Source organism: Streptococcus sp. IMAU 99161, from assembly GCF_014435245.1.
Lineage (GTDB): Bacteria > Bacillota > Bacilli > Lactobacillales > Streptococcaceae > Streptococcus > Streptococcus lactarius.
Window position 1 is genome coordinate 119,709 of the sequence record NZ_JAAPAW010000011.1, and the last position, 23,786, is coordinate 143,494.

Annotated in this window: 20 protein-coding genes; 16 read left to right on the forward strand and 4 right to left on the reverse strand. The window is 42.0% G+C overall.

Going from position 1 to position 23,786, the window contains the following annotated elements:
- Positions 1-3: 3 nt before the first annotated feature.
- The gene (gene rsmG, locus HA044_RS06140) at positions 4-717 is read right to left on the reverse strand and encodes a 16S rRNA (guanine(527)-N(7))-methyltransferase RsmG (protein ID WP_187540209.1); all 714 of its coding nucleotides are present in this window, start codon (positions 715-717) and stop codon (positions 4-6) included.
- A 70-nt stretch (positions 718-787) separates the two neighbouring features.
- On the opposite strand from rsmG, the gene HA044_RS06145 reads away from it, so the two are divergent.
- Together HA044_RS06145 and htpX are read left to right on the forward strand one after the other, a co-directional pair.
- Positions 788-1,348, forward strand: a complete 561-nt coding sequence (locus tag HA044_RS06145; RefSeq protein WP_187540211.1) for a LemA family protein — start codon at positions 788-790, stop codon at positions 1,346-1,348.
- 1 nt (position 1,349) lies between these two features.
- Positions 1,350-2,246 (forward strand): zinc metalloprotease HtpX, encoded by an 897-nt coding sequence (gene htpX / locus HA044_RS06150; protein ID WP_187540213.1) that lies wholly within the window; start codon positions 1,350-1,352, stop codon positions 2,244-2,246.
- A gap of 172 nt (positions 2,247-2,418) precedes the next feature.
- Here htpX and HA044_RS06155 read toward each other — a convergent pair whose 3' ends face one another.
- The 3 genes from HA044_RS06155 to HA044_RS06165 form a co-directional block, all read right to left on the reverse strand.
- Positions 2,419-2,976, reverse strand: a complete 558-nt coding sequence (locus HA044_RS06155) for a CYTH domain-containing protein (RefSeq protein ID WP_187540221.1) — start codon at positions 2,974-2,976, stop codon at positions 2,419-2,421.
- Positions 2,977-3,196: 220 nt separating this feature from the next.
- Entirely contained in the window at positions 3,197-4,417 is a 1,221-nt protein-coding gene (locus HA044_RS06160) for a transporter (protein ID WP_187540223.1), read from the reverse strand.
- Positions 4,418-4,700: 283 nt separating this feature from the next.
- A complete protein-coding gene (locus HA044_RS06165) occupies positions 4,701-5,561 on the reverse strand; it encodes a helix-turn-helix domain-containing protein (RefSeq protein WP_187540225.1) in 861 nt (286 codons plus the stop codon).
- A 207-nt stretch (positions 5,562-5,768) separates the two neighbouring features.
- On the opposite strand from HA044_RS06165, the gene HA044_RS06170 reads away from it, so the two are divergent.
- The 14 genes from HA044_RS06170 (at position 5,769) to murC (ending at position 23,676) form a co-directional block, all read left to right on the forward strand.
- The gene (locus HA044_RS06170; protein WP_187540226.1) at positions 5,769-6,305 is read left to right on the forward strand and encodes a DUF177 domain-containing protein; all 537 of its coding nucleotides are present in this window, start codon (positions 5,769-5,771) and stop codon (positions 6,303-6,305) included.
- Between the two features lie 177 nt (positions 6,306-6,482).
- Positions 6,483-7,907: an NADP-dependent phosphogluconate dehydrogenase gene (gene gndA / locus HA044_RS06175; RefSeq protein WP_187540228.1), complete on the forward strand. Its 1,425-nt coding sequence runs from the start codon at positions 6,483-6,485 to the stop codon at positions 7,905-7,907.
- 9 nt (positions 7,908-7,916) lie between these two features.
- Positions 7,917-8,615 (forward strand): response regulator transcription factor, encoded by a 699-nt coding sequence (locus HA044_RS06180; RefSeq protein ID WP_187540230.1) that lies wholly within the window; start codon positions 7,917-7,919, stop codon positions 8,613-8,615.
- Between the two features lie 449 nt (positions 8,616-9,064).
- Positions 9,065-11,257 (forward strand): PTS transporter subunit IIBC, encoded by a 2,193-nt coding sequence (locus tag HA044_RS06185; RefSeq protein ID WP_187540682.1) that lies wholly within the window; start codon positions 9,065-9,067, stop codon positions 11,255-11,257.
- An 84-nt stretch (positions 11,258-11,341) separates the two neighbouring features.
- Positions 11,342-12,154: an endonuclease/exonuclease/phosphatase family protein gene (locus HA044_RS06190; protein ID WP_187540231.1), complete on the forward strand. Its 813-nt coding sequence runs from the start codon at positions 11,342-11,344 to the stop codon at positions 12,152-12,154.
- Positions 12,155-12,321: 167 nt separating this feature from the next.
- Positions 12,322-12,795 carry a transcriptional regulator NrdR gene (gene nrdR, locus HA044_RS06195; protein ID WP_187540233.1) on the forward strand — a complete coding sequence of 158 codons (474 nt, stop codon included), beginning with the start codon at positions 12,322-12,324 and terminating at the stop codon, positions 12,793-12,795.
- Positions 12,796-13,974 carry a DNA helicase gene (locus tag HA044_RS06200; protein WP_187540235.1) on the forward strand — a complete coding sequence of 393 codons (1,179 nt, stop codon included), beginning with the start codon at positions 12,796-12,798 and terminating at the stop codon, positions 13,972-13,974.
- Positions 13,975-14,874, forward strand: coding sequence for a primosomal protein DnaI (dnaI, locus tag HA044_RS06205; protein WP_187540237.1), 900 nt, complete (start codon positions 13,975-13,977; stop codon positions 14,872-14,874).
- A complete protein-coding gene (locus HA044_RS06210; RefSeq protein ID WP_187540239.1) occupies positions 14,871-15,584 on the forward strand; it encodes an NADPH-dependent oxidoreductase in 714 nt (237 codons plus the stop codon). Before dnaI ends, HA044_RS06210 begins: the two co-directional genes overlap by 4 nt.
- Positions 15,585-15,612: 28 nt before the next feature.
- On the forward strand, positions 15,613-16,923 hold the full coding sequence (der, locus tag HA044_RS06215) for a ribosome biogenesis GTPase Der (protein ID WP_187540241.1): 1,311 nt from the start codon (positions 15,613-15,615) through the stop codon (positions 16,921-16,923).
- Between the two features lie 600 nt (positions 16,924-17,523).
- Positions 17,524-17,865, forward strand: a complete 342-nt coding sequence (locus HA044_RS06225) for a hypothetical protein (protein WP_187540243.1) — start codon at positions 17,524-17,526, stop codon at positions 17,863-17,865.
- 659 nt (positions 17,866-18,524) lie between these two features.
- Positions 18,525-21,623, forward strand: a complete 3,099-nt coding sequence (locus HA044_RS06230; RefSeq protein ID WP_187540245.1) for a DEAD/DEAH box helicase — start codon at positions 18,525-18,527, stop codon at positions 21,621-21,623.
- A gap of 55 nt (positions 21,624-21,678) precedes the next feature.
- Entirely contained in the window at positions 21,679-22,332 is a 654-nt protein-coding gene (locus HA044_RS06235; protein ID WP_187540247.1) for a cystathionine gamma-synthase, read from the forward strand.
- Between the two features lie 9 nt (positions 22,333-22,341).
- Positions 22,342-23,676 carry a UDP-N-acetylmuramate--L-alanine ligase gene (gene murC / locus HA044_RS06240; RefSeq protein ID WP_187540249.1) on the forward strand — a complete coding sequence of 445 codons (1,335 nt, stop codon included), beginning with the start codon at positions 22,342-22,344 and terminating at the stop codon, positions 23,674-23,676.
- The last annotated feature ends 110 nt before the right edge of the window (positions 23,677-23,786 follow it).

The window sequence follows — 23,786 nt, forward strand, 5'->3', positions numbered from 1 at the left end:
AATTTACAAGGGGCGTTTATTGGGCATTCCTGCTTTTCTTGGGTATTTGTTGGGGGTTTCTTTTTTCTTTTCTACGATAGTGATATAGCGCGGATCCCCATTTGGCAATGCATACTGTAGATTGTCTTCAATCTTGCTAAAGAGCAGGTTAAGAGCATTTTTTGCTTCCTCTAACTCTTCTGGAGCGTTACTGGCCTTGAGAGCGAGGAGGCGACCACCGACTTTTAGATAAGGAATGGTCAGCTCAGAAAGGACCTGCATCCGGGCAACGGCACGTGCAGTCACGACGTCAAATTGGGCACGAAAATCCTTGTCTTGCGCAAAGTCCTCAGCACGTCCATGGTAGAAATGAACACCACTCAAACCTAACTCTTCAGCCAGCAGATGGAGAAAGTTGATGCGCTTATTGAGGGAATCAATGATGGTTACATCTAGCTTAGGAAAAAGGATCTTCATAGGAAGGCTGGGAAAGCCTGCACCAGCCCCAATATCCAAGAGACGAATCGGCCGATTTTCAATCAAACCTTGCAAAATCGGTGCGATAGAATCATAAAAATGCTTGAGGTAAACCTCGTCCTTTTCAGTGATGGCAGTCAGGTTGATCTTTTCATTCCATTCAACGAGGAGCTCAAAATAGCGTTCGTATTGTTTTTTTTGATGTTCGGTTAATGAGTAGCCGAGATCGGCTAAACGTTCATAAAATTCTTCTGTTTTCATGATATTATTTTACCACAAAAGAAGGGAAATTTGATATACTGGTAGAAAGAAATGAAAGGAATTCAATAATATGATTTGGATTATTCTTGGGATCCTAGTGGTCCTTGTGTTATTGGTAATTGGAGTTTACAACGGTTTGGTTAGAAGCCGGATGCAAACTCGCGAAGCTTGGAGCCAAATTGACGTGCAATTGAAACGTCGGAATGACTTGCTTCCAAACTTGATCGAAACCGTCAAAGGCTATGCAAAATACGAAGGCGATACACTTGCAAAAGTGACGCAACTTCGTCAACAAGTCGCTCAAGCAGCATCTCCTGCTGAAGCGATGGCAGCCAGTGATGCTCTTTCCCGTCAAGTGGCAGGAATCTTTGCGGTAGCTGAAAACTACCCAGACTTGAAAGCCAACACCAACTTCATGCAATTGCAAGAAGAATTGACCAACACAGAAAACAAAATTTCTTATGCGCGTCAATTGTACAACAGTGTTGCAAGCAACTACAATGTGAAATTGGAAACTTTCCCAACAAATGTCATTGCTGGAATGTTTGGCTTTAAACAAGCCGAATTCCTTCAAGTGCCTGAAGAAGAAAAGGCAGTACCAAAGGTGGACTTTAGCGGATTAGGAGACTAATATGCTGTTTGACCAAATTGCAAGCAATAAAAGGAGAACCTGGATTCTCCTTATTGCTTTTTTCATACTCTTGGCTCTCATCGGAGCAGCTGTCGGCTATCTTTGGTTGGGCTCTTCTCTTGGTGGGATTATCCTCGCCTTGATCATTGGTAGTATCTATGCCTTTAGCATGATCTTTCAGTCGACTGAGGTCGTTATGCGGATGAACGGGGCGCGTGAGGTAACTGAGGATCAAGCTCCTCAACTCTACCACATTGTCCAAGACATGGCCATGGTAGCTCAGATCCCCATGCCTCGTGTCTATATTGTAGAGGATCCGTCCATGAATGCTTTTGCGACGGGTTCCAACCCTCAAAATGCTGCCGTTGCAGCCACGACAGGGCTTCTAGCGGTCATGAACCGTGAGGAACTCGAAGCGGTCATTGGACATGAAGTCAGTCATATCCGTAATTACGATATTCGTATCTCCACGATTGCAGTTGCCTTGGCCAGCGCTATCACGATGCTCTCTAGTATTGGTGGCCGGATGATGTGGTGGGGCGGTGGCCGTAGACGGGATGATGATCGAGAAGGTGGTAGTGGATTGGAAATTATTATCCTGATCCTTTCCATACTAGCGATTATCTTGGCTCCTTTAGCAGCAACCTTGGTGCAGTTAGCCATTTCTCGTCAGCGAGAGTTCTTGGCAGACGCCTCAAGTGTCGAATTGACACGGAATCCTCAAGGGATGATCAATGCTCTTTTGAAACTGGATCATAGTGAGCCCATGCAGCGACATGTTGATGAGGCAAGTAGTGCCCTCTTTATCAATGATCCAAAAAAAGAATCAGGCTTTCAAAAGCTCTTTTATACCCACCCACCAATTGCAGAGCGGGTGGCACGTTTAAGAAAAATGTAAAAAAAGGCTGGGCAGTTTTTGCCCAGCCTTTGATGCTTGATAGAGATAACTATAGGACGCAGTGGTTGCTTTGTCCAAGCACTACTTTGAGATGGGGGATAAGATTTTCCAAGAAAATTTCCTAAGTCTTTGTTTCCTTTATCAGTAACCTCTAATAGTCTCACTGGTAATTTCAATTACGTCCACTTTTTTCTCTCATTAATTGGACATAACCCTTTGTTTCTATTTTTGAATTTAAAAACGAGAACTCTCCGCACATTTTATCATAAAAATGATTATAATCTTCTTGAGAAAAATCTCCTAAAATCTCTATTTCAAGATAAAATCCAAGACCATCAATTTTATCTAGATTAATCGTTTTATTTTCTAGAGCGTTATGATAAGTCTTTCTATATTTACTTATTGTGAAGACATTTGAAAAACCAGTTTGCAACATCTTCCTTACAAATTCTAATTTTTCAGACTCCAACTCTATTTCGCTTTCATTCCACATTCCTTGTTTTATCGTATCTTTTCTTGTGAAAATACATGATACATTGTCATCTTCTTGACGAATCCTGTATATAAAACTTCCTACCTCATCATTTTCAAATTCTCTTCCTTTTGCTTTAAAATATTCATCAACTTGTTTATTTTCACACTTAAATTTATATTGTTTTTCTAAGTATGAGATAGCCTTATTATAATCTCCCTCATCATTGAGTGAGAATCTAACTTCTAATTCATTCATTTATTTTACCTCTCAATTCTTCAATGGATGGAATCTCTTTAAATCCACTCAGTCTATAGTAAGCTTCTAGAGATGTTTTATAAACACAAAGCCTAATGTTGTAATTATCAAGCAAATTTTTTAATTGTATTCCATAAAAACATATACTTCATCTGCATTTTTCCTAATTATACAATATATAAATATATCATACAAGTGTTTTTAAATCTATCTTACTAATTTATTTGCTAGACAAAAGGACGGTGCCGAAACCGAGAATGGCAAACATTCCCCAGGCAATAGGAAGGCTCCAGATAGCGAGACCAGAGAAGAGGGCTGTTCCAAGTGGCATAGCAAAGCTGACCATCAGTCCCAAAAAGCTAGAGGTAGAGGCTAATTTTTCAGCTGGCAATTTGCTCATTAAAAGACTGGAAACTTTTGGATTGATTTTTGCAACAAGATAACCGAGGAAAGTGACAAGTAGAAGGCAAAGGATATCCCAGCGAACCAGAATATTTGTGAGCCCAAGCGTGGTTAGGCCACCTGCAATCCATAGGAGGATATGATGGAGCGATTGCTTGGAAAAATAGTCATGGGGTGTCAGGCTAGCCCAGACCATACTGAGGATAGTGACAACTTCAAGGACGAGGAGGGACTGGCTATAACTGAAGTGAAAGAAGGGATGATGGAGAAATTGAAGATTGTAAATCCCAGAAATGGATCCGCCTAAAGCATTGATGAAAACTAAGGATAGGAGAAGTCTTCCAAAGTTGTGAACCTCTTCATCTGCAAAAATAGTGGTAACATTGCGATACATGTCTCGACATTCTTGAAGAAAAGAAACTTTCTGACGAGCATCCACTTGAATCGGTTCGTGGGTCAGTTGACTGCGTCGGATGAAAAGACAAGTGGAAGACAGAAGAAATGCCAGGGCATTGATCGAAGCCACAAGTGCAAAATTTTGGTGACTGATAGCTAAAAGCCAGACTCCCAACGCTTGACCTGAAATAGAACAAACCATACTAAGCAGTTGATTGAAGGAATAGGCTTCCATCAGATCCTCACTAGGGATGTTCTTCTGCATAATGGGAAGTTGCAAGCCTCCGCGGTAATCACTTAAACTATCTGACACAATATTCAAGAAGCAAACGATCGAAAAGGCCAAGTAACCCGGAATCTTCGTCATCAGTGCAATGAAGACGAAAAGGATAGCTTGCAGAAAGCCCATTCGGATCAGCCAGTCAGCTTTTTTAGCGGTGTGATCGGCCTTCATTCCAATGAAAATGGTGAAAAGGCTTGGGATAAAAACAATGAGATTGGCGATCCCAACTGCCAGACTAGGGTGAGGCATGCTAGCCGCAAAGACCACAAAGACTAGGTTGTAAATCGCAGCACCAAGGGTATTCAAAAAACGTGAAAGACTCAGTAAAGCAAAGATGTGATTGCGAAATAAGAGTTTCATAAGCTTTTCTCCTTCTGTTTAGCAGAAACAATAACTTCTCTTAAACGGTGCACCACCTGCTTGAGAAGAAACAGTTTCTCTTCTTCCGTCAGTTCTAATTTTTCCTCTTTAACATAAAAACTAGTCTGTTTAAGGAAATAATGAAGGAGATAATTTTTTAGTCTGGTGATCATGCGGGGACTTCTTTCTTTTTTTGATGATCCTATTGTAACCCCTAAAAGCAAGAAAATTTACATGTTGCATATTTTCAACAAAAAACTCATAGAATAAATCTGTGAGTTTTTCAGGATTCCTTGATAAGTTCTTGCATGCCCTGTTTGTAGTAGTTGGCACTAACCTTGCAATCAAGGATGGATAGAACCTGAATGGCCTGCTCCATCTTTTCTAGACCAGTTTCTTTTTCTCCCTTTCGATAAAGAAGTTCCCCTTTGGCATAGAGATAAACCGTCCGAAGGTAGGCTTCGTTTTCAGAGTAAAAGTGGTCCTTGATCAGCTGATCAAAATAGGTTGCATCTTCAAATTCTTTTGAACTAATGGCCAGAAAAAAGCCATTGAGAAAAATAGAGTTGAGGGCAGGCAGAGAAGAGTCTAGGAGAAGCTTGAAGTCCTCCCGTTGGACCAATTCCTCTGTGTATTGTCGATAGAGCTGACTAGAGAAAAGAGGAGAGGTCAGTGAAAATAGGCTTAACTCAAAATTTCCCCAGATCATGACAGAGAAGAGATAGTCATAGAGGAAATCTAGTTCCTCTTGGCTAGCGGCCAACTCTACCTCAGGATAGTTGCCAAGCATTTGGGCCTTGAGAATAATGCTGGCTAAGAAGTCTTCTTTTTTGTGATCTTTCTGATAGGCTAGCTGATAGCGTTGGTACAAGGCTTGATTATGTTCCAAGCTCATGTTTTCATAGTGCTCTTTCAACAAGTTGGGAATAAAGGAGTGCTGATCAATCCCTGCTAGATGGGAGAACTCACTGAGGCTGGTTTTGATCTGTTGAAGGGCCCGAAAAAACCGTTGCGTGGTTAGGTCATTTTCTCCTCTTTCAAATCGAGACAGCATGGAGCGTGAAAATTCCCCACCTGTAGCTTCTTCTAATGAAATATGGCGACTTTCCCGTATTTGCCTAAAAACAGCTCCGATATCTTTCATCTTTTCTCCTCGTTTCAGCCCTAGTATAGTTCATCTCCAGCAACGATTTCCGGTCAGAGAGCTTGTATTTTCTCTCTTTCGTTCTACATTTTTAGAATAGGATTTGCTGGCTTATTCATGATTATATCAAATTTTTAAAGAGACTTCTTGGTTGGAGGACATCTTCATGATATACTAGTAGTATCTAGAAAAATCGAGGACAAATGAATGAATTTATCTACACAAGAAATCCGTAAAAATCCTGAAGGTCTTGCTTTCGACCAAGAATTGCTGCTGTTAGAGGAATTGCAAAAGCGTAATCCAGAAATTCTTGATTTAAAAGATGTCAAAGCGACAGGTCAAGTAACTTACGATACTGGTCTCTATGTCTTGGATTACCAATTGACCTACACCATCGTTCTGGCATCTAGCCGGAGCATGGAACCTGTTGAGATCAACGAAAGCTATCCTGTGACAGAAGTGTTCGCTGAGAATGTAGAGTCTGATGCAGATATCGAAGCCTTAGAAGAGGATTTGATCCTGCCAATCGAAGGGGGCAAGATTGACCTGAGTGAGAGTGTAGCAGATAATATCCTGCTCAATATTCCTCTCAAAGTCTTGACGCCTGAAGAAGAAAAAGGCCAAGGATTTCTGACTGGACATGATTGGCAAATCTTATCAGAAGAAGAATACCAAGCTGCACAAGCTGTCAAAAAAGAAGAGAATAGTCCTTTTGCAGGTCTAAATGGCTTGTTTGACGAATAATGGGACAAAAAAGAAGGAACATCCGTAAGAAGAATATCTTTTCATCTTCCGGAGTGTTTCTTTTTTGCTATCCCCAGCATCAAAAGGAAGCTAGAGGAGTGTCCAATCGTTATTTTCTACTTTCAATTGGAGCCAAAAAATGATAGAATATAGGCAAACTATAAAGAGGAGTGTCACATGACTAAAGCAAACTTTGGTGTTGTTGGTATGGCCGTAATGGGTCGTAACCTTGCCCTTAATATTGAATCTCGTGGCTATACAGTTGCCATTTTTAACCGTAGTAAAGAAAAAACGGAAGACGTGATTGCTTGCCATCCAGATAAAAACTTCGTGCCAAGCTATGATATCGAAAGCTTCGTAAACTCTATTGAAAAACCACGTCGGATCATGCTTATGGTTCAAGCTGGACCTGGTACAGACGCAACGATCCAAGCCCTTCTTCCACACTTGGATAAAGGGGATATCTTGATCGACGGAGGAAATACTTTCTACAAAGATACCATCCGTCGAAACGAAGAATTGGCGAACTCAGGGATCAACTTTATCGGTACTGGTGTCTCTGGTGGGGAAAAAGGTGCCCTTGAAGGACCATCTATCATGCCTGGTGGACAAAAAGAAGCCTATGACTTGGTAGCGGATGTTCTTGAAGAAATCTCAGCTAAAGCGCCAGAAGATGGCAAACCATGTGTGACTTACATCGGTCCTAATGGAGCTGGTCACTATGTGAAAATGGTCCATAACGGTATCGAATACGGTGATATGCAATTGATTGCTGAAAGCTATGACTTAATGCAACACTTACTTGGTCTTTCTGCAGAAGACATGGCTGAAATCTTCACTGAGTGGAACAAGGGTGAGTTGGACAGCTACTTGATCCAAATCACAGCAGATATCTTGAAACGTAAAGACGACGAAGGTCAAGACGGACCAATTGTAGACTACATCTTAGATGCTGCAGGTAACAAAGGAACTGGTAAATGGACGAGCCAATCAGCACTTGACCTTGGTGTTCCATTGTCACTGATTACAGAGTCTGTATTTGCCCGTTATATTTCTGCCTACAAAGAAGAACGCGTTCACGCTAGCAAGGTGCTTCCAAAACCAGCTGCCTTCAAATTTGAAGGCGACAAGGCTGAATTGATTGAAAAGATTCGTCAAGCTCTTTACTTCTCAAAAATCATCTCATATGCACAAGGTTTTGCCCAATTGCGTGTCGCTTCTAAAGAAAACAACTGGAACTTGCCATTTGCGGACATCGCATCTATCTGGCGTGATGGATGTATCATCCGTTCTCGTTTCTTGCAAAAGATCACAGATGCTTACAACCGTGATGCAGATCTTGCTAACCTTCTTTTGGATGAGTACTTCTTGGATGTAACAGCTAAGTACCAACAATCTGTTCGTGATATTGTAGCTCTTGCTGTTCAAGCTGGTGTACCCGTACCAACCTTCTCAGCAGCTATTACTTACTTTGATAGCTACCGTTCAGCGGATCTTCCAGCGAACTTGATCCAAGCACAACGTGACTACTTTGGTGCTCATACATACAAACGTAAGGATAAAGAAGGCGTCTTCCACTATTCTTGGTATGACGAAAAATAATCTTGCTTTATGGTCAAACGAGTCCTACTAGTAGAAAATGAGAAGCAAATCGCTCGCTTTATCGATTTGGAATTGCAAAAACAAGGCTACCAAGTGGATCTCGCCGAGGATGGCAAGACCGGTTTAGCCTTGGTGACTGCAACCAAATACGATCTGATCTTGTTTAATTACGAGCTATCTGATATGTCTGGTGAAGCGTTCGCCCAAGAGATCGGTCGGATTCGGCCTGCCTCTGTTTTGATTGTGTTGGATAGACGCGAAAAAATTGCTGAGCACAAAGAGAGCATTCAGCAGTTTGCTGTTTCCTATATGGTCAAACCTTTTGTGATCAGTGACTTGGTGGATAAGATCACAGCTATCTTTAGAGGTCGTGATTATATTGACCAACACTGCAGTCAGATGAAAATTCCAACTGCTTACCGCAATCTGCGGATTGATGTAGAGCACCATACGGTCTATCGCGGAAAAGAGCTGATTAGCTTAACACGAAGAGAATACGACCTCCTAGCAACTCTGATGGGAAGCAAAGGAGCGGTGACACGCGAGCAGATATTGGAAAGCGTTTGGAAATATGAGAGTACGGGTGAAACCAATATTGTTGATGTGTATATTCGCTACCTCCGTGGGAAAATAGATCTCCCAGGACAAAAAAGCTATATCAAAACCGTTCGTGGGATTGGCTATGCCATGCAAGATGAATTGGATTAAATCTAAATTGATCTAAACATGTTCCTTGTGTGAGCACGGCAGGTAGTTGAAATAATCCAGTGGATGAGTTCAATCAGTCCAAGTGCCTGAAACTAAAAGTTTTCAGGCACTTTTTTATGGTTGAGAGTTTTAACTAATCTCCTAAGGATAGAGAATTGTGATTGTTACAGAATCGCTTAGCGTAGTTCATCTCATGACAAAACAGTCGACGGACTTCTAATTCGGACCCGTTAGAGGTCTGAATTTTATGTATGTAGAGAAAACGTTTGCGTTAGTTTGCTAAGATCCTGACACCCAAATTTCCTCAAAAAATGCGGTATCTTTTAAAGAAATTTAGAAAAAGTTAGTTGAAAGTGTTTACAATTTCAAAAAATATGGTATACTAGTAAGTAATTAAGCGCAAACGTTTTCTCAAACCAAAGCCTTAAACAATATAAGGAGGTTGAATGATGAACAAAGGATCATTCAAAAGTTTATTTAGCTTTGAATTCTGGCAAAAGTTCGGTAAGGCCTTGATGGTTGTTATCGCTGTAATGCCAGCAGCCGGATTGATGATTTCTATCGGGAAATCTATCCCAATGATCAATCCAAATTTCTCTCCACTTGTCATTACAGGTGGAATCTTAGAACAAATTGGTTGGGGGGTTATCGGGAACCTTCACATCCTCTTTGCCCTCGCTATCGGTGGAAGTTGGGCTAAGGAACGTGCAGGCGGTGCCTTTGCAGCTGGTCTCTCTTTCATTTTGATTAACCGTATTACTGGTGCCGTTTTTGGAGTGACATCTGCTTTATTGACTCAAAAAGGTGCTACCGTTCATACACTTTTTGGTGGTTCAATTAAAGTTGCAGATTATTTCATTAGCGTTCTTGAAGCACCTGCTCTAAATATGGGGGTATTCGTAGGGATTATCTCTGGTTTTGTAGGAGCGACTGCTTTCAACAAATACTACAACTACCGCAAACTTCCTGAAGCTCTTTCTTTCTTTAATGGGAAACGCTTTGTACCATTTGTCGTTATCGTTCGTTCTATTATTACAGCTTTGCTTTTAGCAATCATTTGGCCAGTCATTCAATCAGGAATTAATGGTTTTGGTGTTTGGATTGCCAACTCGCAATCAACTGCTCCAGTCTTGGCGCCATTCTTGTTTGGTACCTTGGAACGTCTTCTCTTGCCGTTTGGACTTCACCATATGTTGACTATTCCAATCAACTATACTCAATTGGGTGGTACATACCATGTATTGACAGGTGCTGCCAAAGGAACAACTGTATTTGGACAAGACCCACTTTGGTTGGCTTGGGTAAATGACCTTGTTAACTTGAAAAAGGCTGATCCTAGCCAATATCACCACTTGCTTCAAGCTTACACACCAGCTCGTTTCAAAGTTGGTCAAATGATCGGATCATTTGGTATCTTGATGGGGATCGTGGTTGCGATCTACCGCAATGTTGATTCAGATAAAAAAGAAAAATACAAAGGGATGCTCTTTGCAACAGCCCTTGCAACCTTCCTTACAGGTGTAACAGAACCAATTGAATACATGTTCATGTTTATTGCAACACCGTTGTATATCATCTATGCCTTTGTACAAGGGGCAGCCTTTGCAATGGCGGACTTGGTTCACCTTCGGGTTCACTCATTTGGTTCCATCGAATTCTTGACACGTACTCCAATGGCGCTCAATGCTGGATTGGCAATCGATATCTTTAACTTTGCATGGGTAACGGTCCTCTTTGGATTTATCATGTACTTCATTGCCAACTTCATGATCAAGAAATTCAACTATGCAACTCCAGGACGTAACGGAAACTATGAGCAAAATGATGATGCAGCTTCAGGAGACGGTGCAGCAGCAGGTGCTACTACAAGCTCAGCAAGCTCACAAGTGATCAACATCATCAACCTTCTTGGTGGACGTGCCAATATTGTCGACGTGGATGCATGTATGACGCGTCTTCGTGTAACCGTTAAAGATGCTGAAAAAGTCGGTAATGAAGAACAATGGAAAGCAGAAGGGGCTATGGGGCTTGTCATGAAAGGACAAGGTGTCCAAGCTATCTACGGACCAAAAGCTGACGTCTTGAAATCAGATATCCAAGATGTACTCGATTCAGGTGAAGTCATTCCTGAAACACTACCTAGCCAAATGACTGCCGTTCAAAAAGCGGAAGCAACATTTAAGGGTGTGACAGATGAAGTGCACTCAGTGGCAGATGGTCAAGTCATCACTATTGAAAATGTAAAAGATCCAGTCTTTTCACAAAAAATGATGGGAGATGGATTTGCAGTTGAGCCTGAAAATGGACATATCGTCTCTCCAGTCGCTGGTAAGATTACCAGTATCTTCCCAACCAAACATGCCCTTGGTTTAGTAACCGAAAATGGTTTGGAAGTTTTGGTTCACATCGGTTTAGATACTGTTAGTCTAGAAGGAAAACCATTTGAGGTCAAAGTGTCTGAAGGCCAAACAGTGGCTGCAGGTGACCTTTTAGTAGAAGCAGACTTGGATGCGATCCATGAAGCAGGTCGTGAAACTACAACAGTTGTTGTCTTCACCAATGCGGATGCCATCAAGTCAGTCTCAGTCCAACATACTGGTCAATTGGCAGCAAACGCGCCAGTCGCAACAGTAGAATTATAAGAGATTTTGGCAAAGAAAATGAGGTTGGGACAGTGTTCCCGGCCTCTTGCCGTTTCTCGTTTTTGAAAAAGGAGAAATCAGGGAATGAAATTTTTAACCTTAAATTCCCATAGTTGGATGGAAGAGAATGCCCAAGAAAAATTTGAGATTCTCAAGGAGCAAATTTTAAAAGCTGAATATGATGTGATTTGCTTTCAAGAAGTCAATCAAGAGATGGCCTCTGAGGAAGTTGAAACAGATGGGTATTATCAGGCTTTACCGTCAGCTGTAGCCATTCATAAGGATCATTTTGTACGGGTTTTGGTTGAGGAGTTGGCTGCTCAAGGGCTCCACTATTACTGGACTTGGGCTTACAACCATATTGGCTATGACCACCTAAATGAAGGAGTAGCGGTTCTTTCGCGTCAACCATTGAGAGCCGAGGAGATCTTAGTATCCAATATGGATGATCCTAAGGACTACCATACCCGTCGAGTAGCAGTAGCTCATACGACGGTCGATGGGAAAGAAATTGCGGTTGCCAGTGTCCATCTTTCATGGTGGGACAAAGGATTCCAGTTTGAGTGGCCACGCATTGAGAACTATTTCAGCCAAGTGGGAAAACCGTTTATTTTAGCTGGTGATTTTAATAATCCCGCAGGTCAAGAGGGCTACGAAACGATTTTGTCCAGTCCGTTTGTCCTTCAGGATAGTTTTATCGAGGCCAAAGAAACGAGAGGAACCTATACTGTAGGTCCAGGAATCGATGGTTGGACGGACAATCAAGTGCCTTTGCGAATTGATTATGTATTTGCCAGCCAAGAATGGGACATTCAGAACTTACACGTGATCTTTGATGGCCAAAACCTACCACTGGTGAGTGACCACTATGGTCTAGAAGCCGTCTTATCTTTGTAATTCAAAAGGAGAGTCGATAGAAGCCGTTTTGTTTGAACACCTTCTATTCGAACTCTTTTTTGCTGTATTTTAGGAGTTTTCGAGGCGAACCTTTGCTCCTCTTCTGCTTTCTTTACGATTCAATTTATGGTAAAATGAAGTGTTAAAACAGTTTAAGGAGGTAGCAAATGCGTTGTCCAAAATGTGGTGGAAGTAAGTCCAGTGTGGTAGATAGTCGACAAGCTGAGGATGGAAAAACCATTCGCCGTCGTCGGGAATGCGAAGAGTGCCACTATCGCTTTACTACCTACGAACGAGTAGAAGAACGAACCCTGGTCGTTGTCAAAAAAGATGGAACGCGTGAGCAATTTTCTCGTGATAAGATCTTTAATGGGATCATTCGCTCGGCTCAAAAACGACCGGTTTCAAGTGATGAAATCGAGGAGATTGTGAACCAAATCGAACAAAAGGTTCGCAGCCAAAGTGAAAATGAAATTAATAGTGAGTACATTGGTTCCTTAGTGATGGATGAATTAGCAGACCTAGATGAGATTACCTATGTGCGTTTTGCTAGTGTTTACAGGAGTTTCAAGGATGTCGGTGAATTGGAGACTCTCTTGAAGCAAATTACCAAGGGAAGCAAGAAGAAAAAGGAAAAATAAATGAAGCCCAATACTCCTTTCGCATTTTTAAAAAATCAATCTCTGCCACCAGCAGGGCCTGCGCTGGAGCTGTATTATTTGCCGATTTTGGGGCTGGAAACCGTTTCGGTTTATCGCTACCTAGTGGCCAGTTATGATCAAGGTGAAAAGCAACACCTCTTGGCACAGATTCTCAATCATATAGATCTTGGCTTTCCTCAACTGCTACTAGCTTTTGACCGTTTGATTGCGATGGGCTTGATGGATATTTTTGAGGAAGAAGATGCACTCACTATTCAGTTGCATGCTCCTCTTGAGAGTCCGTCTTTCTTTTCAAATGCTGTTTACAAACGCTTGCTTGAAAAAAAGATTGGAGAGAAAGCTCTAGAAGAGTTACTTCCAGAGCATTCACTAGGAACCAAGCGCCAGGTGTCCTTCTCACAAATTTTCGGTCTGGGAGAAGGAGAGAGTGCGGTTGTACCAAGTAAGAAACAAGCATTTGATATGGAAATGTTCAAACGCATGATGCGTCGAGATGGCCTTCGCTTTGAAGATGAAGGAGAGGCAACCTTGGCTCTCTTTGCAATAGCTGAAGAACAACATTGGACCTGGTATGAAACTTATCTCCTTGCCAAAGAAACTCTTGTGGATCGGACCATTTCACCTAAACGAATGCGGCAAAAATTGGCCCAAGGAAACCAAGAAAATCCACGTCTGTCCTATAGTCGTCAGGAAGAGACAATCCTGAAGGAAGCCAAGCAAAAAACAAGCCTGCAATTTTTGGCTGAGATCAAGAAGGCCCGCAAGGCAACCATTACACAGAGCGAGCGCAAAACCTTGACTAAACTAGCTGAACTGGGCTTGCTGGATGAAGTCATCAATATTATTTTATTGCTGACCTTTAACAAAACCCAGTCGGCGAATCTCAATGAGAAGTATGCCTTAAAGGTGGGCAATGATTTTTCTTACCAAAAGGTCAATAGTGCAGAAATGGCGATTCTCAAGGTTCGAGAGCGCCAAGAGCAGGCGAAGAATCAAGGGAATAAAGGTGGAAAGGCGACATCTCCAAAAGATAGACCAACCAATGTTCCTAAGTGGAGCCAGCCAAACTACCAAAATCAAACCAGTCAAGAAGAAAAAGTGGATCTTGCAAAAGAGAAACAACGTCTATTAGAAAAATTAAATCAAGGAGGTGAGTAGATGGAAAGTGTCGGTCAAACCATGTCTCACATGAACCGTGCTCGTCAATTCAACTATGAGGATTTGGTGGCACAAATTTTAGCGGATCAGGAAGTTGCGGCTTTTATCAAGGAACGTTCCTTGTCTGAGCAAGAAATTCGTCGCAGTATTTCAAAATTTAATCAATACATTAGTGAGCGCAACCGCTTTTTGCTGGGAGATCCCGATTATATTGCCAAAGGATATAAGCCTGTCTTAACCATGAATGAGGGCTATGCGGATGTGGCCTATGAAGAGACCCCTGAATTGATTGAAGCCCAAAAACGAGCTGCGATTAACCAACGTCTGAACCTGATCAATCTACCATCAACCTTGAAAGAGGCAAGTCTCGCTAAGGTTGACCTTGATGACAAGGGACGCTTTGTGGCCTTTGAAGAATTAGCCAATTTTGTGGCCAAGTATCCCGACTACCAAAAAGGGATCTACCTTTATGGTGATTTTGGGGTAGGAAAGAGCTACATGATGGCGGCCTTGGCCCATGATTTGTCTGAAAAGCGTCAAGCCTCTACCACTCTTCTTCATTTTCCTAGCTTTGTGATTGATGTCAAAAATGCTATTAGCTCAGGCTTGGTCAAGGAAATGGTCGACCAGGTCAAGAAAGCTGAAATTTTAATTCTTGATGATGTCGGCGCAGAACAGATGTCGGCCTGGGTGAGAGATGAAGTGCTGCAAGTGATCTTGCAACACCGGATGCAGGAAAATCTCCCTACCTTCTTTACCTCTAACTTTAATTTGAAAGAGCTAGAAGCTCACTTTTCGGCCTCGCGCAATGGTGATGAAACCTGGCAGGCCAAACGCCTGATGGAGCGCGTGAAATTCTTAGCTAAGGAAATCCATTTGGAAGGAGTAAACCGCCGATGAATGAAACCATCCGTTTAATGAAGTCTCATTTTTCTGTTCGTCGTTTTAAGGATGAAGCCATCAAGGAAGAAGATCTCAACGAAATTCTGACGGCTGGCCAGATGGCTTCTAGCTGGAAAAATTTTCAGTCTTATTCTGTGATTGTGGTCAAGAGCAAAGAGAAAAAAGAGGCTCTCTACGACTTGCTTCCTCAAGAAGCCATTCGTCAAGCAGCGGCCTTCCTTCTATTTGTTGGAGATTTAAATCGAGCTGAAAAAGCTGTCCATCTGCATGAGAAGGACTTCCATCCGGAAGGTGTGGACAATTTGCTGATCACTTCAGTGGATGCTGCCTTAGCTGCTCAAAATACGCTTTTAGCAGCAGAAAGTCTGGGCTACGGAGGTGTCATTATTGGCATGTTACGCTACTGTGCAGAAGAAGTCGCAACACTTTTTCATCTGCCAGATTATACCTATCCTGTTTTTGGGATTGCGCTAGGAGTCCCGAATCAAGACCATCCTGTGAAACCACGCTTGCCGTTGGAACAAGTCGTATTTCAGGAAGACTATCAAGAGCAGGATCCGTCTTTTGTATCTGCTTTTGATCAGGTGCAGGCTGATTATGCTGGCGCGCGTGCAACGGATAGTTGGAGCGAGCGGGTGGCAACTCAGTTTGGTCAACCTGAAGAAGCAACGACCAAAGCCTTGTTAGAAAAACACAAACTATTATAAACATTTCGTTAGAAGAAAAGAGGAAATCATGGCCCTACCAACTATTGCGATTGTAGGCCGTCCCAATGTCGGAAAATCAACGCTTTTCAACCGGATTGCCGGTGAGCGGATCTCCATCGTTGAGGATGTGGAAGGAGTCACTCGGGACCGCATTTATGCAACAGCTGAGTGGCTAAACCGAAAATTTAGTATCATTGATACTGGAGGAATTGATGATGTGGATGCCCCATTTATGGAGCAAATCAAACATCAGGCAGAAATTGCCATGGATGAAGCAGATGTGATCGTCTTTGTCGTTTCTGGTAAAGAAGGGATCACAGATGCCGATGAATATGTCACTCGTATTCTCTACAAGACTCATAAACCTATTATCTTGGCAGTAAATAAAGTCGATAATCCAGAGATGCGCAATGACATCTATGATTTTTATGCCTTGGGACTGGGTGAGCCCCTTCCAGTATCCTCTGTTCATGGGATTGGAACCGGTGATGTACTTGATGCCATCATCGAAAATCTTCCAATTGAAACAGAAAAAGAAAACCCAGATTTGATTAAATTTAGCTTGATTGGCCGTCCAAATGTCGGGAAATCTAGCTTGATTAATGCGATTCTTGGTGAAGACCGGGTGATTGCAAGCCCAGTAGCTGGTACAACTCGGGATGCCATTGATACCCATTTTACGGATGCCGAAGGCCAAGAATTTACCATGATCGACACGGCCGGTATGCGTAAGTCTGGAAAAGTCTATGAAAACACCGAAAAATACTCCGTTATGCGTGCCATGCGTGCCATCGATCGTTCCGATGTCGTCTTGATGGTGCTCAATGCCGAAGAAGGAATTCGCGAGTACGACAAGCGGATTGCCGGTTTCGCCCATGAAGCTGGTAAAGGCATGATCATCGTGGTCAATAAGTGGGACACCATTGAAAAAGACAACCATACCATGAAGCAGTGGGAAGAGGATATTCGCGATCAATTCCAGTACCTTTCCTATGCTCCGATTGTCTTTGTGTCCGCTCTTACCAAACAACGTTTACAAAAATTACCAGAGATGATCAAACAGATTAGTGAAAGCCAAAACACTCGAATTCCATCAGCGGTCTTGAATGATGTCATTATGGATGCCATTGCCATCAACCCAACACCTACTGATAAAGGAAAACGTCTCAAGATCTTTTATGCAACACAGGTTTCCACCAAACCACCGACTTTTGTCGTCTTTGTCAATGAAGAAGAACTCATGCATTTCTCTTACTTGCGTTTCTTAGAAAATCAAATTCGCAAGGCCTTTGTCTTTGAAGGCACTCCGATCCATTTGATTGCTCGTAAACGAAAGTAGGTAAAATGCGAAAAACAAATCGTTTTGTAAGATGAATTTTTGCCAGCTTTGTCTTTATTTTATTAACAGCTTGCCAGTCAATACGCCAAGAGAAGTATCAGGGGTCCTAGGGTAATGGGGATGAATCCGTTATTCTAACTATAAAAAATAAGGAAATCCTTAAAACGGAGTTCTGGAAAGAATTACCCGATATTGATGCTTCTGATTCATTATCATTTCATTCAGCGAAAGATAGTTTGCTTGAACATTATGGTCATATAAAGGGAATGGACTATTCTGTTGAAAAATCCAAGTCAGGCCATTTACAGATACATATCGTGACAGATTTTTCGAAATTGGATCTTAAAGCTTGGAACAAAGCCTTTAAAACAGATAGAAAATTAAAGGATGTAACCGACTATAGAAAAACGAAAAAAATATTAGAAGATAATGGAATGGTCAAAGTCCGGTGAAAGAATAGGATTGAAAATAACCAAAGAGGACTCCTTGTCAACTTCAACAGGTAGAAAAAGGGTCCTTTTTTCTATGAAAATTTGATATACTAAAACGTTAGAGGAAAAAGTAGGATATTTTTTTATTAAAAGAAAAGAAGGGGAAGCAATGTCTGGTACAGAATTACTATTGTTTGTTTCTTTGTTATGCTTATTGGCACTTGTACGTGTCATGAGAGGAGTTTTTAATAATGCTTTGGTCTTTTGGGGGTTGGCCATCCTTTATGGAACTTCACTGATACTAATCATTTGGGAATGGGTGATCATGACATCATCCATGACATTTTATGGAGAGATTGTCAAAGAAAGTTATGACTCTCTATTCGTTAAAGGATTAGCTGTCCTTCAAATTCTCTGGTCCTTCATTAAATTGTTATGTTTGGGCAAATTGTACATGATAATCGGGAATGCCTTAATGAAAAACAATTCACAAGATCAAGTGGCTGACTAATGGAAAAGGATTTGGAAAAAGGAATAGGGAACAGCACGTGAAAAAGCAGTTTCATGTAGTCTTTTACCAGTAGTCAGAAAGATGAGCACATCTGCCTAGCTCCAAGAGCCTGAGAATTGTTGGGGTAGGTAAAGGAAACATGGTTTCGTCACCAGAGGTTTTCGTTAGAGCACAAAAGCGAGCAAAGACTTAGGAGACTTGCTTCTCAAGTCCTATCCACCACCTCAATGCAGTTCGTTTAGCAATCAACCACTGGATCATATAGTTGTTTCTATTAAACCTCAAAGAGGCTGGGACAAAAGTCCTAGCCTCTCAATTGTCTTTGGATTGTCGAGCAAGACGCAGTGGTTGAGTGGGCTCTACTACGCTGATTTCATCAGCTTCAACAGCCCTACTCAAAACTGTGCGGAGGTGGGACAACGAAATCGAATTCTAACGAATGACTGATTTCTGTCCCACTCTCTCTTTTTAGAATCGAAAAACAAGAGATAGGTTTACAAGGAGACCTTTCTTGTTACGAAATCAGTTGAAAAGCTGGGACAATCTGGTCTCAGCTTTTTTTATCTAAAATGGGCTAAAATCCTTTCAAGATGATGACTATCTTTTCCTATTTTTCTATGGATATGGTATAATAAAGGGATGAATATAAGGTGGTAAACATGGCAAAATTAATTCCTGGGAAGGTTCGTTCACAAGGGAGCCTTCTCTATGAAGCAGGGAAAGTTTCCCTTCAGGAAGTGAAAGATAAGTACCTCTATTTTCGAGTAGAAGACGAAAATTTGCGCTACAGTTTAGATGACGAGGCGATCTTTTGTAGTTGTGCCTTCTTTCAAAAGAAAAAATTCTGTACGCATTTGGCAGCTGTTGAGGCCTACTTGAAAAATGACGACAAGGGGAAAACAGCTCTTACCAGTCTGGAAGAAGATGCGAGCGCGACCGAAGAGACCCAAGAAAAAGTCTCTTTTGGCCGTTTATTTTTAGATCAAGTCCTTCCAAAAATTGAAAAAAAAGAAACTCGCTATGTCTTATCAACCGTTGGACATGAGGATGATTTTTCTGGTCAATTTTTATGGAGTCTTCGTATCCGTCGTCTGCCAGACGAACGTTCTTACGTGATTCGTGATATCTTAGCTTTCTTGCAGACCCTTCAAAAAGAAGGACATTTTGCGATTGGTAAAAGCTACTATGAACCGATTTCTTACTTGGAATTTGATGAAGCCAGCCAAGATCTGATTCGTTTTCTACAGGGCTTGGTCATTGATCGTACGACCAAAGAGCAAGATTTTTTCCCCAATGCAGGACGTCATCTTTATTTTCCGCCTAGTCTCTTTGAAGAAGCTGTGGACTTACTAATGAGCCTAGACTCTTTTCTCCTACAATACAGCTTGTATGATTTTCAAGAAGTCTTTTTTCAAGATATCCATGGTGACGAAGCTCTCTTTAACTTTCAAGTAGAGGATCATGGAGAATATTATGAATTGATGATTACGGAGCCTCAGGTTAAGGTGGTTGAAGCGGGGGATTATCTTTTTCAAAATGGAATTTTTTACCATTTGACTCCGCAACAAAGGACACTCTGGAAGGCGATCCAAGACTTACCAATGGATCAGGATCAAAAGAAACGCCTGCATTTTGATCCGGCGGACCAGACAAAGCTGGCCTATAGTTTAAAAGAGTTTAAAAAACTGGGTCCTATTCAGGCGCCGACCAGCTTTTTGATCCATGATTTTACGCCGGAATTCTATTTTGATTTGGCTCAGGATCGGACCATTTTATTGGATATGGTTTTTCGCTTTAAGGATCGTAGGGTGAGTTCGCGTGAAGAACTGCTAAACCTCCCTTATTCTAGTGATTTTGATAAGGAGCAAGAGGTCTTTTCAACTATGCTGGCTGCAGGCTTTACAGATGATTTTTCTTCCCAAAGAGGTTCGTTGTCGAGTGAGCAAATCTACCCCTTCTTTCACCAGCAAATTCCATCCTTTGAAGCGATTGGCGAGGTGACACTATCGGATCGCCTCTTGGAGCTCTATCAAGTCGAACGTCCTAAAATTGATGTCCAGACCAATGGTCGCTTGCTTGAAATTGGTTTTGATTTTGCAAGTATTGATCCGGCTGAGGTAGACCAGGTCCTAAAAGCTTTAGTGGGCCAAGAAGACTACTTTGTCAGCCATACGGGAAAGGTACTTGTCTTTGATGAAGAGACGAAAAAGATCAGTCGTTCCTTAGTCGAGTTACGGGCAAAAATGACCAAGGGTGGCAAACTGCAGACGCAACGAATTGCGGCCTATGAACTAACAGGATTATTAGAAAACCAAGCGAATGTCCATTTTTCTGAGGAATTCCAACACCTAGCTCATGATTTAACACATCCTGAAGACTACTCGCTCCCTCAGATGGCTATAACAGCCACTCTTAGAGATTACCAAGAAACGGGAATCAAATGGTTCTCTATGCTGAATCATTACGGTTTTGGCGGTATTTTAGCGGATGATATGGGGCTTGGGAAAACCCTCCAAACCATTTCTTTTTTGACGAGCATTGTTCAAAAAGATACCAAGATTTTGATTTTAGCGCCGTCTAGTCTCATCTATAACTGGAAGCAAGAATTCTCAAAATTTGCTCCTCAATTGGAGGTTGCGGTTGTTTATGGCCTGAAGCAGCATCGTGATGAAATCATTGCGACGAATCCACAGGTCGTCATCACCAGTTATGCTTCATTCCGCCAAGATGTGGAAGAATACCAAAAGAATCAGTATGAATACCTGATTTTGGATGAAGCTCAGGTCATGAAAAATGCCCAAACAAAAATTGCTCAACACCTCCGAGGCTTTGATGTAGCGCATGTTTTTGCCTTGTCTGGGACACCAATTGAAAATCACGTAGGAGAACTTTGGTCCATCTTTCAGATTGTCCTCCCAGGCCTATTTCCAGCGAGAAAAGAATTCCAAAAATTAAGTCCTGAGACCATTGCCCGCTTTGTCAAACCATTTGTGATGCGGCGGAAAAAAGAAGAGGTGCTGAAGGAACTACCTGATTTGATTGAAACCACTTATCACAATGAGTTGGATGAAGCGCAAAAAACGATCTATTTGGCCCAATTAAAGCAGATTCAAGATCGAGTAAGAACGTCAAGTGATGAAGAATTAAACAGAAGCAAGGTAGAAATTCTGTCTGGTCTCATGCGTTTGCGCCAAATTTGTGATACACCGGCCCTCTTTATGGAGGACTACCAAGGTGAAAGTGGTAAATTAGAAAGTCTTCGAGACCTGCTGGCGCAAATCCAGGATAGCAATCATCGCGTCCTTATCTTCTCCCAATTTAGAGGTATGTTGGACATTTTAGAAAAAGAAATCGTGAAATTGGGGATGACCTCCTTTAAAATTACAGGATCGACTCCTGCTAAAGAACGTCAGGAAATGACCAATGCCTTTAATAGTGGAGAACGCACTGCCTTTCTCATTTCTCTAAAAGCTGGAGGGGTTGGGCTCAATCTAACAGGTGCTGATACCGTTATTTTAGTTGATTTGTGGTGGAATCCTGCCGTGGAAGATCAGGCGATCGGCCGTGCCCACCGAATGGGGCAAGACCAAAATGTAGAAGTCTATCGAATGATTACCAGAGGGACCATTGAAGAAAAAATCCAAGAGCTTCAAGCTTCTAAAAGACACTTGGTCTCAACAATTCTGGACGGAACGGAAACACGTTCCAGTCTATCTGTGGAAGAAATTCGTGAGATTCTTGGAATTCAATCAGAATAGCTTGAAAAATTCTGTGAATAGTTTATAATAAATGGAGTGTCGAAAGGAAGAAAGCATGACAGAAAAATATTTTCCTCAGGTAGGGGATAATGAGGTAATGTTAACAGAGATGCCCCACATGAACCTCTATGATGAGACGGACTTGATCAGTAACATCACGGGAGAGTACGTGGATAAAAATTATTTGGAGTGGCAGCCAATTGCCCAAAATACCAAGCCTAAGCATCCCTATCATCAACCGCTAGAGGAGCCTCTACCAAAAAGACGTCCTGTTAGAAAACCGGATTTTAAAGAACCGATAGATAAGAAAAGCCCAGCCAATCGCTATGCAGAAGAAGCAAGAGAGCGGGCGCGTGAGGATCTGAAAAAGAAACGCACGGCACCTTATCTGACTACAGATCCATCCTCTACAACGGCCAATCGAAAAAAACCGTTCATTTCAGAGCGCAAATCTACTCAACCAACGGCTCCTTTTCAAAAAGAAAACCCTGGTGAATTATTGAAGTACAGTAAACGGTTGCGACAAGACCAGCTGATCCTTGCCAATATTGAACCAGCCAAGGAAGAGGAAGTAGTAGATCCTACTGATAAGAAAAAAAATAATTACGACTTCTTAAAAACCAGTCAGATCTACAATCACGATCAAAAGAAGCTAAAACCTCAGCCAATCAAACAAGAATTGGATCTGACGCATCTAGATGAAGAATAAGGAGAGAACATGTCTAAAACATACCATTTTATTGGAATTAAAGGAGCTGGTATGAGTGCTTTGGCGCTCATGCTTCACCAAATGGGACATACTGTTCAAGGGTCAGACGTTGACAAGTATTACTTTACACAACGTGGCTTGGAACAGGCAGGAATTCAAATCTACCCATTTGATGTGAAAAACCTAGAGGGAGACAAGATTCTCATTGCCGGAAATGCTTTCCGTCCGGACAACAATGTTGAGATTGCTTATGCGGATGAACACGGTTTGACCTATAAACGTTACCATGAATTCCTTGGAGAGTTTATGCGTGACTTTGTTAGTATGGGGGTTGCAGGTGCACACGGCAAAACTTCAACGACGGGGATGCTCTCACACGTTCTATCGAACATTACAGACACCAGCTACTTGATCGGAGATGGGACTGGTCGTGGTTCTGCCGCAGCCAAATACTTTGTCTTCGAATCAGATGAGTACGAACGTCACTTTATGCCTTACCATCCAGAGTACAGCATTATCACCAATATTGACTTTGACCACCCAGACTACTTCACGAGCTTAGAAGATGTCTTTAATGCCTTTAACGATTATGCCAAACAAATCAGTAAGGGTCTCTTCATCTACGGAGAAGACAAGGAGTTGCGTCGGATTACCTCTGAAGCACCGATCTATTACTATGGTTTTGACAAGGGAAACAACGATTTTGTAGCGAGCAACCTTCTTCGTTCCACAACCGGATCAACCTTTAGCGTGCATTACCATGGGGAAGATTTGGGTCAATTCCATATTCCAACCTTTGGTCGCCACAATATCATGAATGCAACAGCTGTCATTGCCTTGTTGTACATTGCTGGCTTTGACTTGAACCTTGTTCGCGAACATTTGAAGACCTTCGCGGGAGTGAAACGCCGTTTCACTGAAAAGGTGGTCAATGGAACCGTTATTATTGATGACTTTGCGCATCATCCAACAGAAATTATTGCAACCTTAGATGCGGCCCGTCAAAAATACCCAAGCAAGGAAATTGTAGCCATTTTCCAACCACACACCTTTACACGGACCATTGCCCTCTTAGATGAGTTCGCAGATGCCTTGAACCAAGCAGACGCGGTTTATTTGGCTCAGATCTATGGTTCTGCGCGTGAAGTAGACCATGGTGATGTCAAGGTGGAAGATCTGGAAGCCAAGATTGTGAAACGCTCAGCCGTTATCACAGCTGAGAATGTCTCTCCTTTGCTGGATCATGACAATGCAGTCTATGTCTTTATGGGAGCCGGGGATATTCAAACCTATGAATACTCATTCGAGCGTCTCTTATCAAGCTTGACACATAGTGTACAATAAAAAAAGTGAGTCTGGAATCGCGTGATTTCAGGCTCACATTGCTGTCGGACACAAAAAATGAATCCAGCATTTTCTGGTATTTGCTAGGGATTAAAAGGAAAAGAAATTGA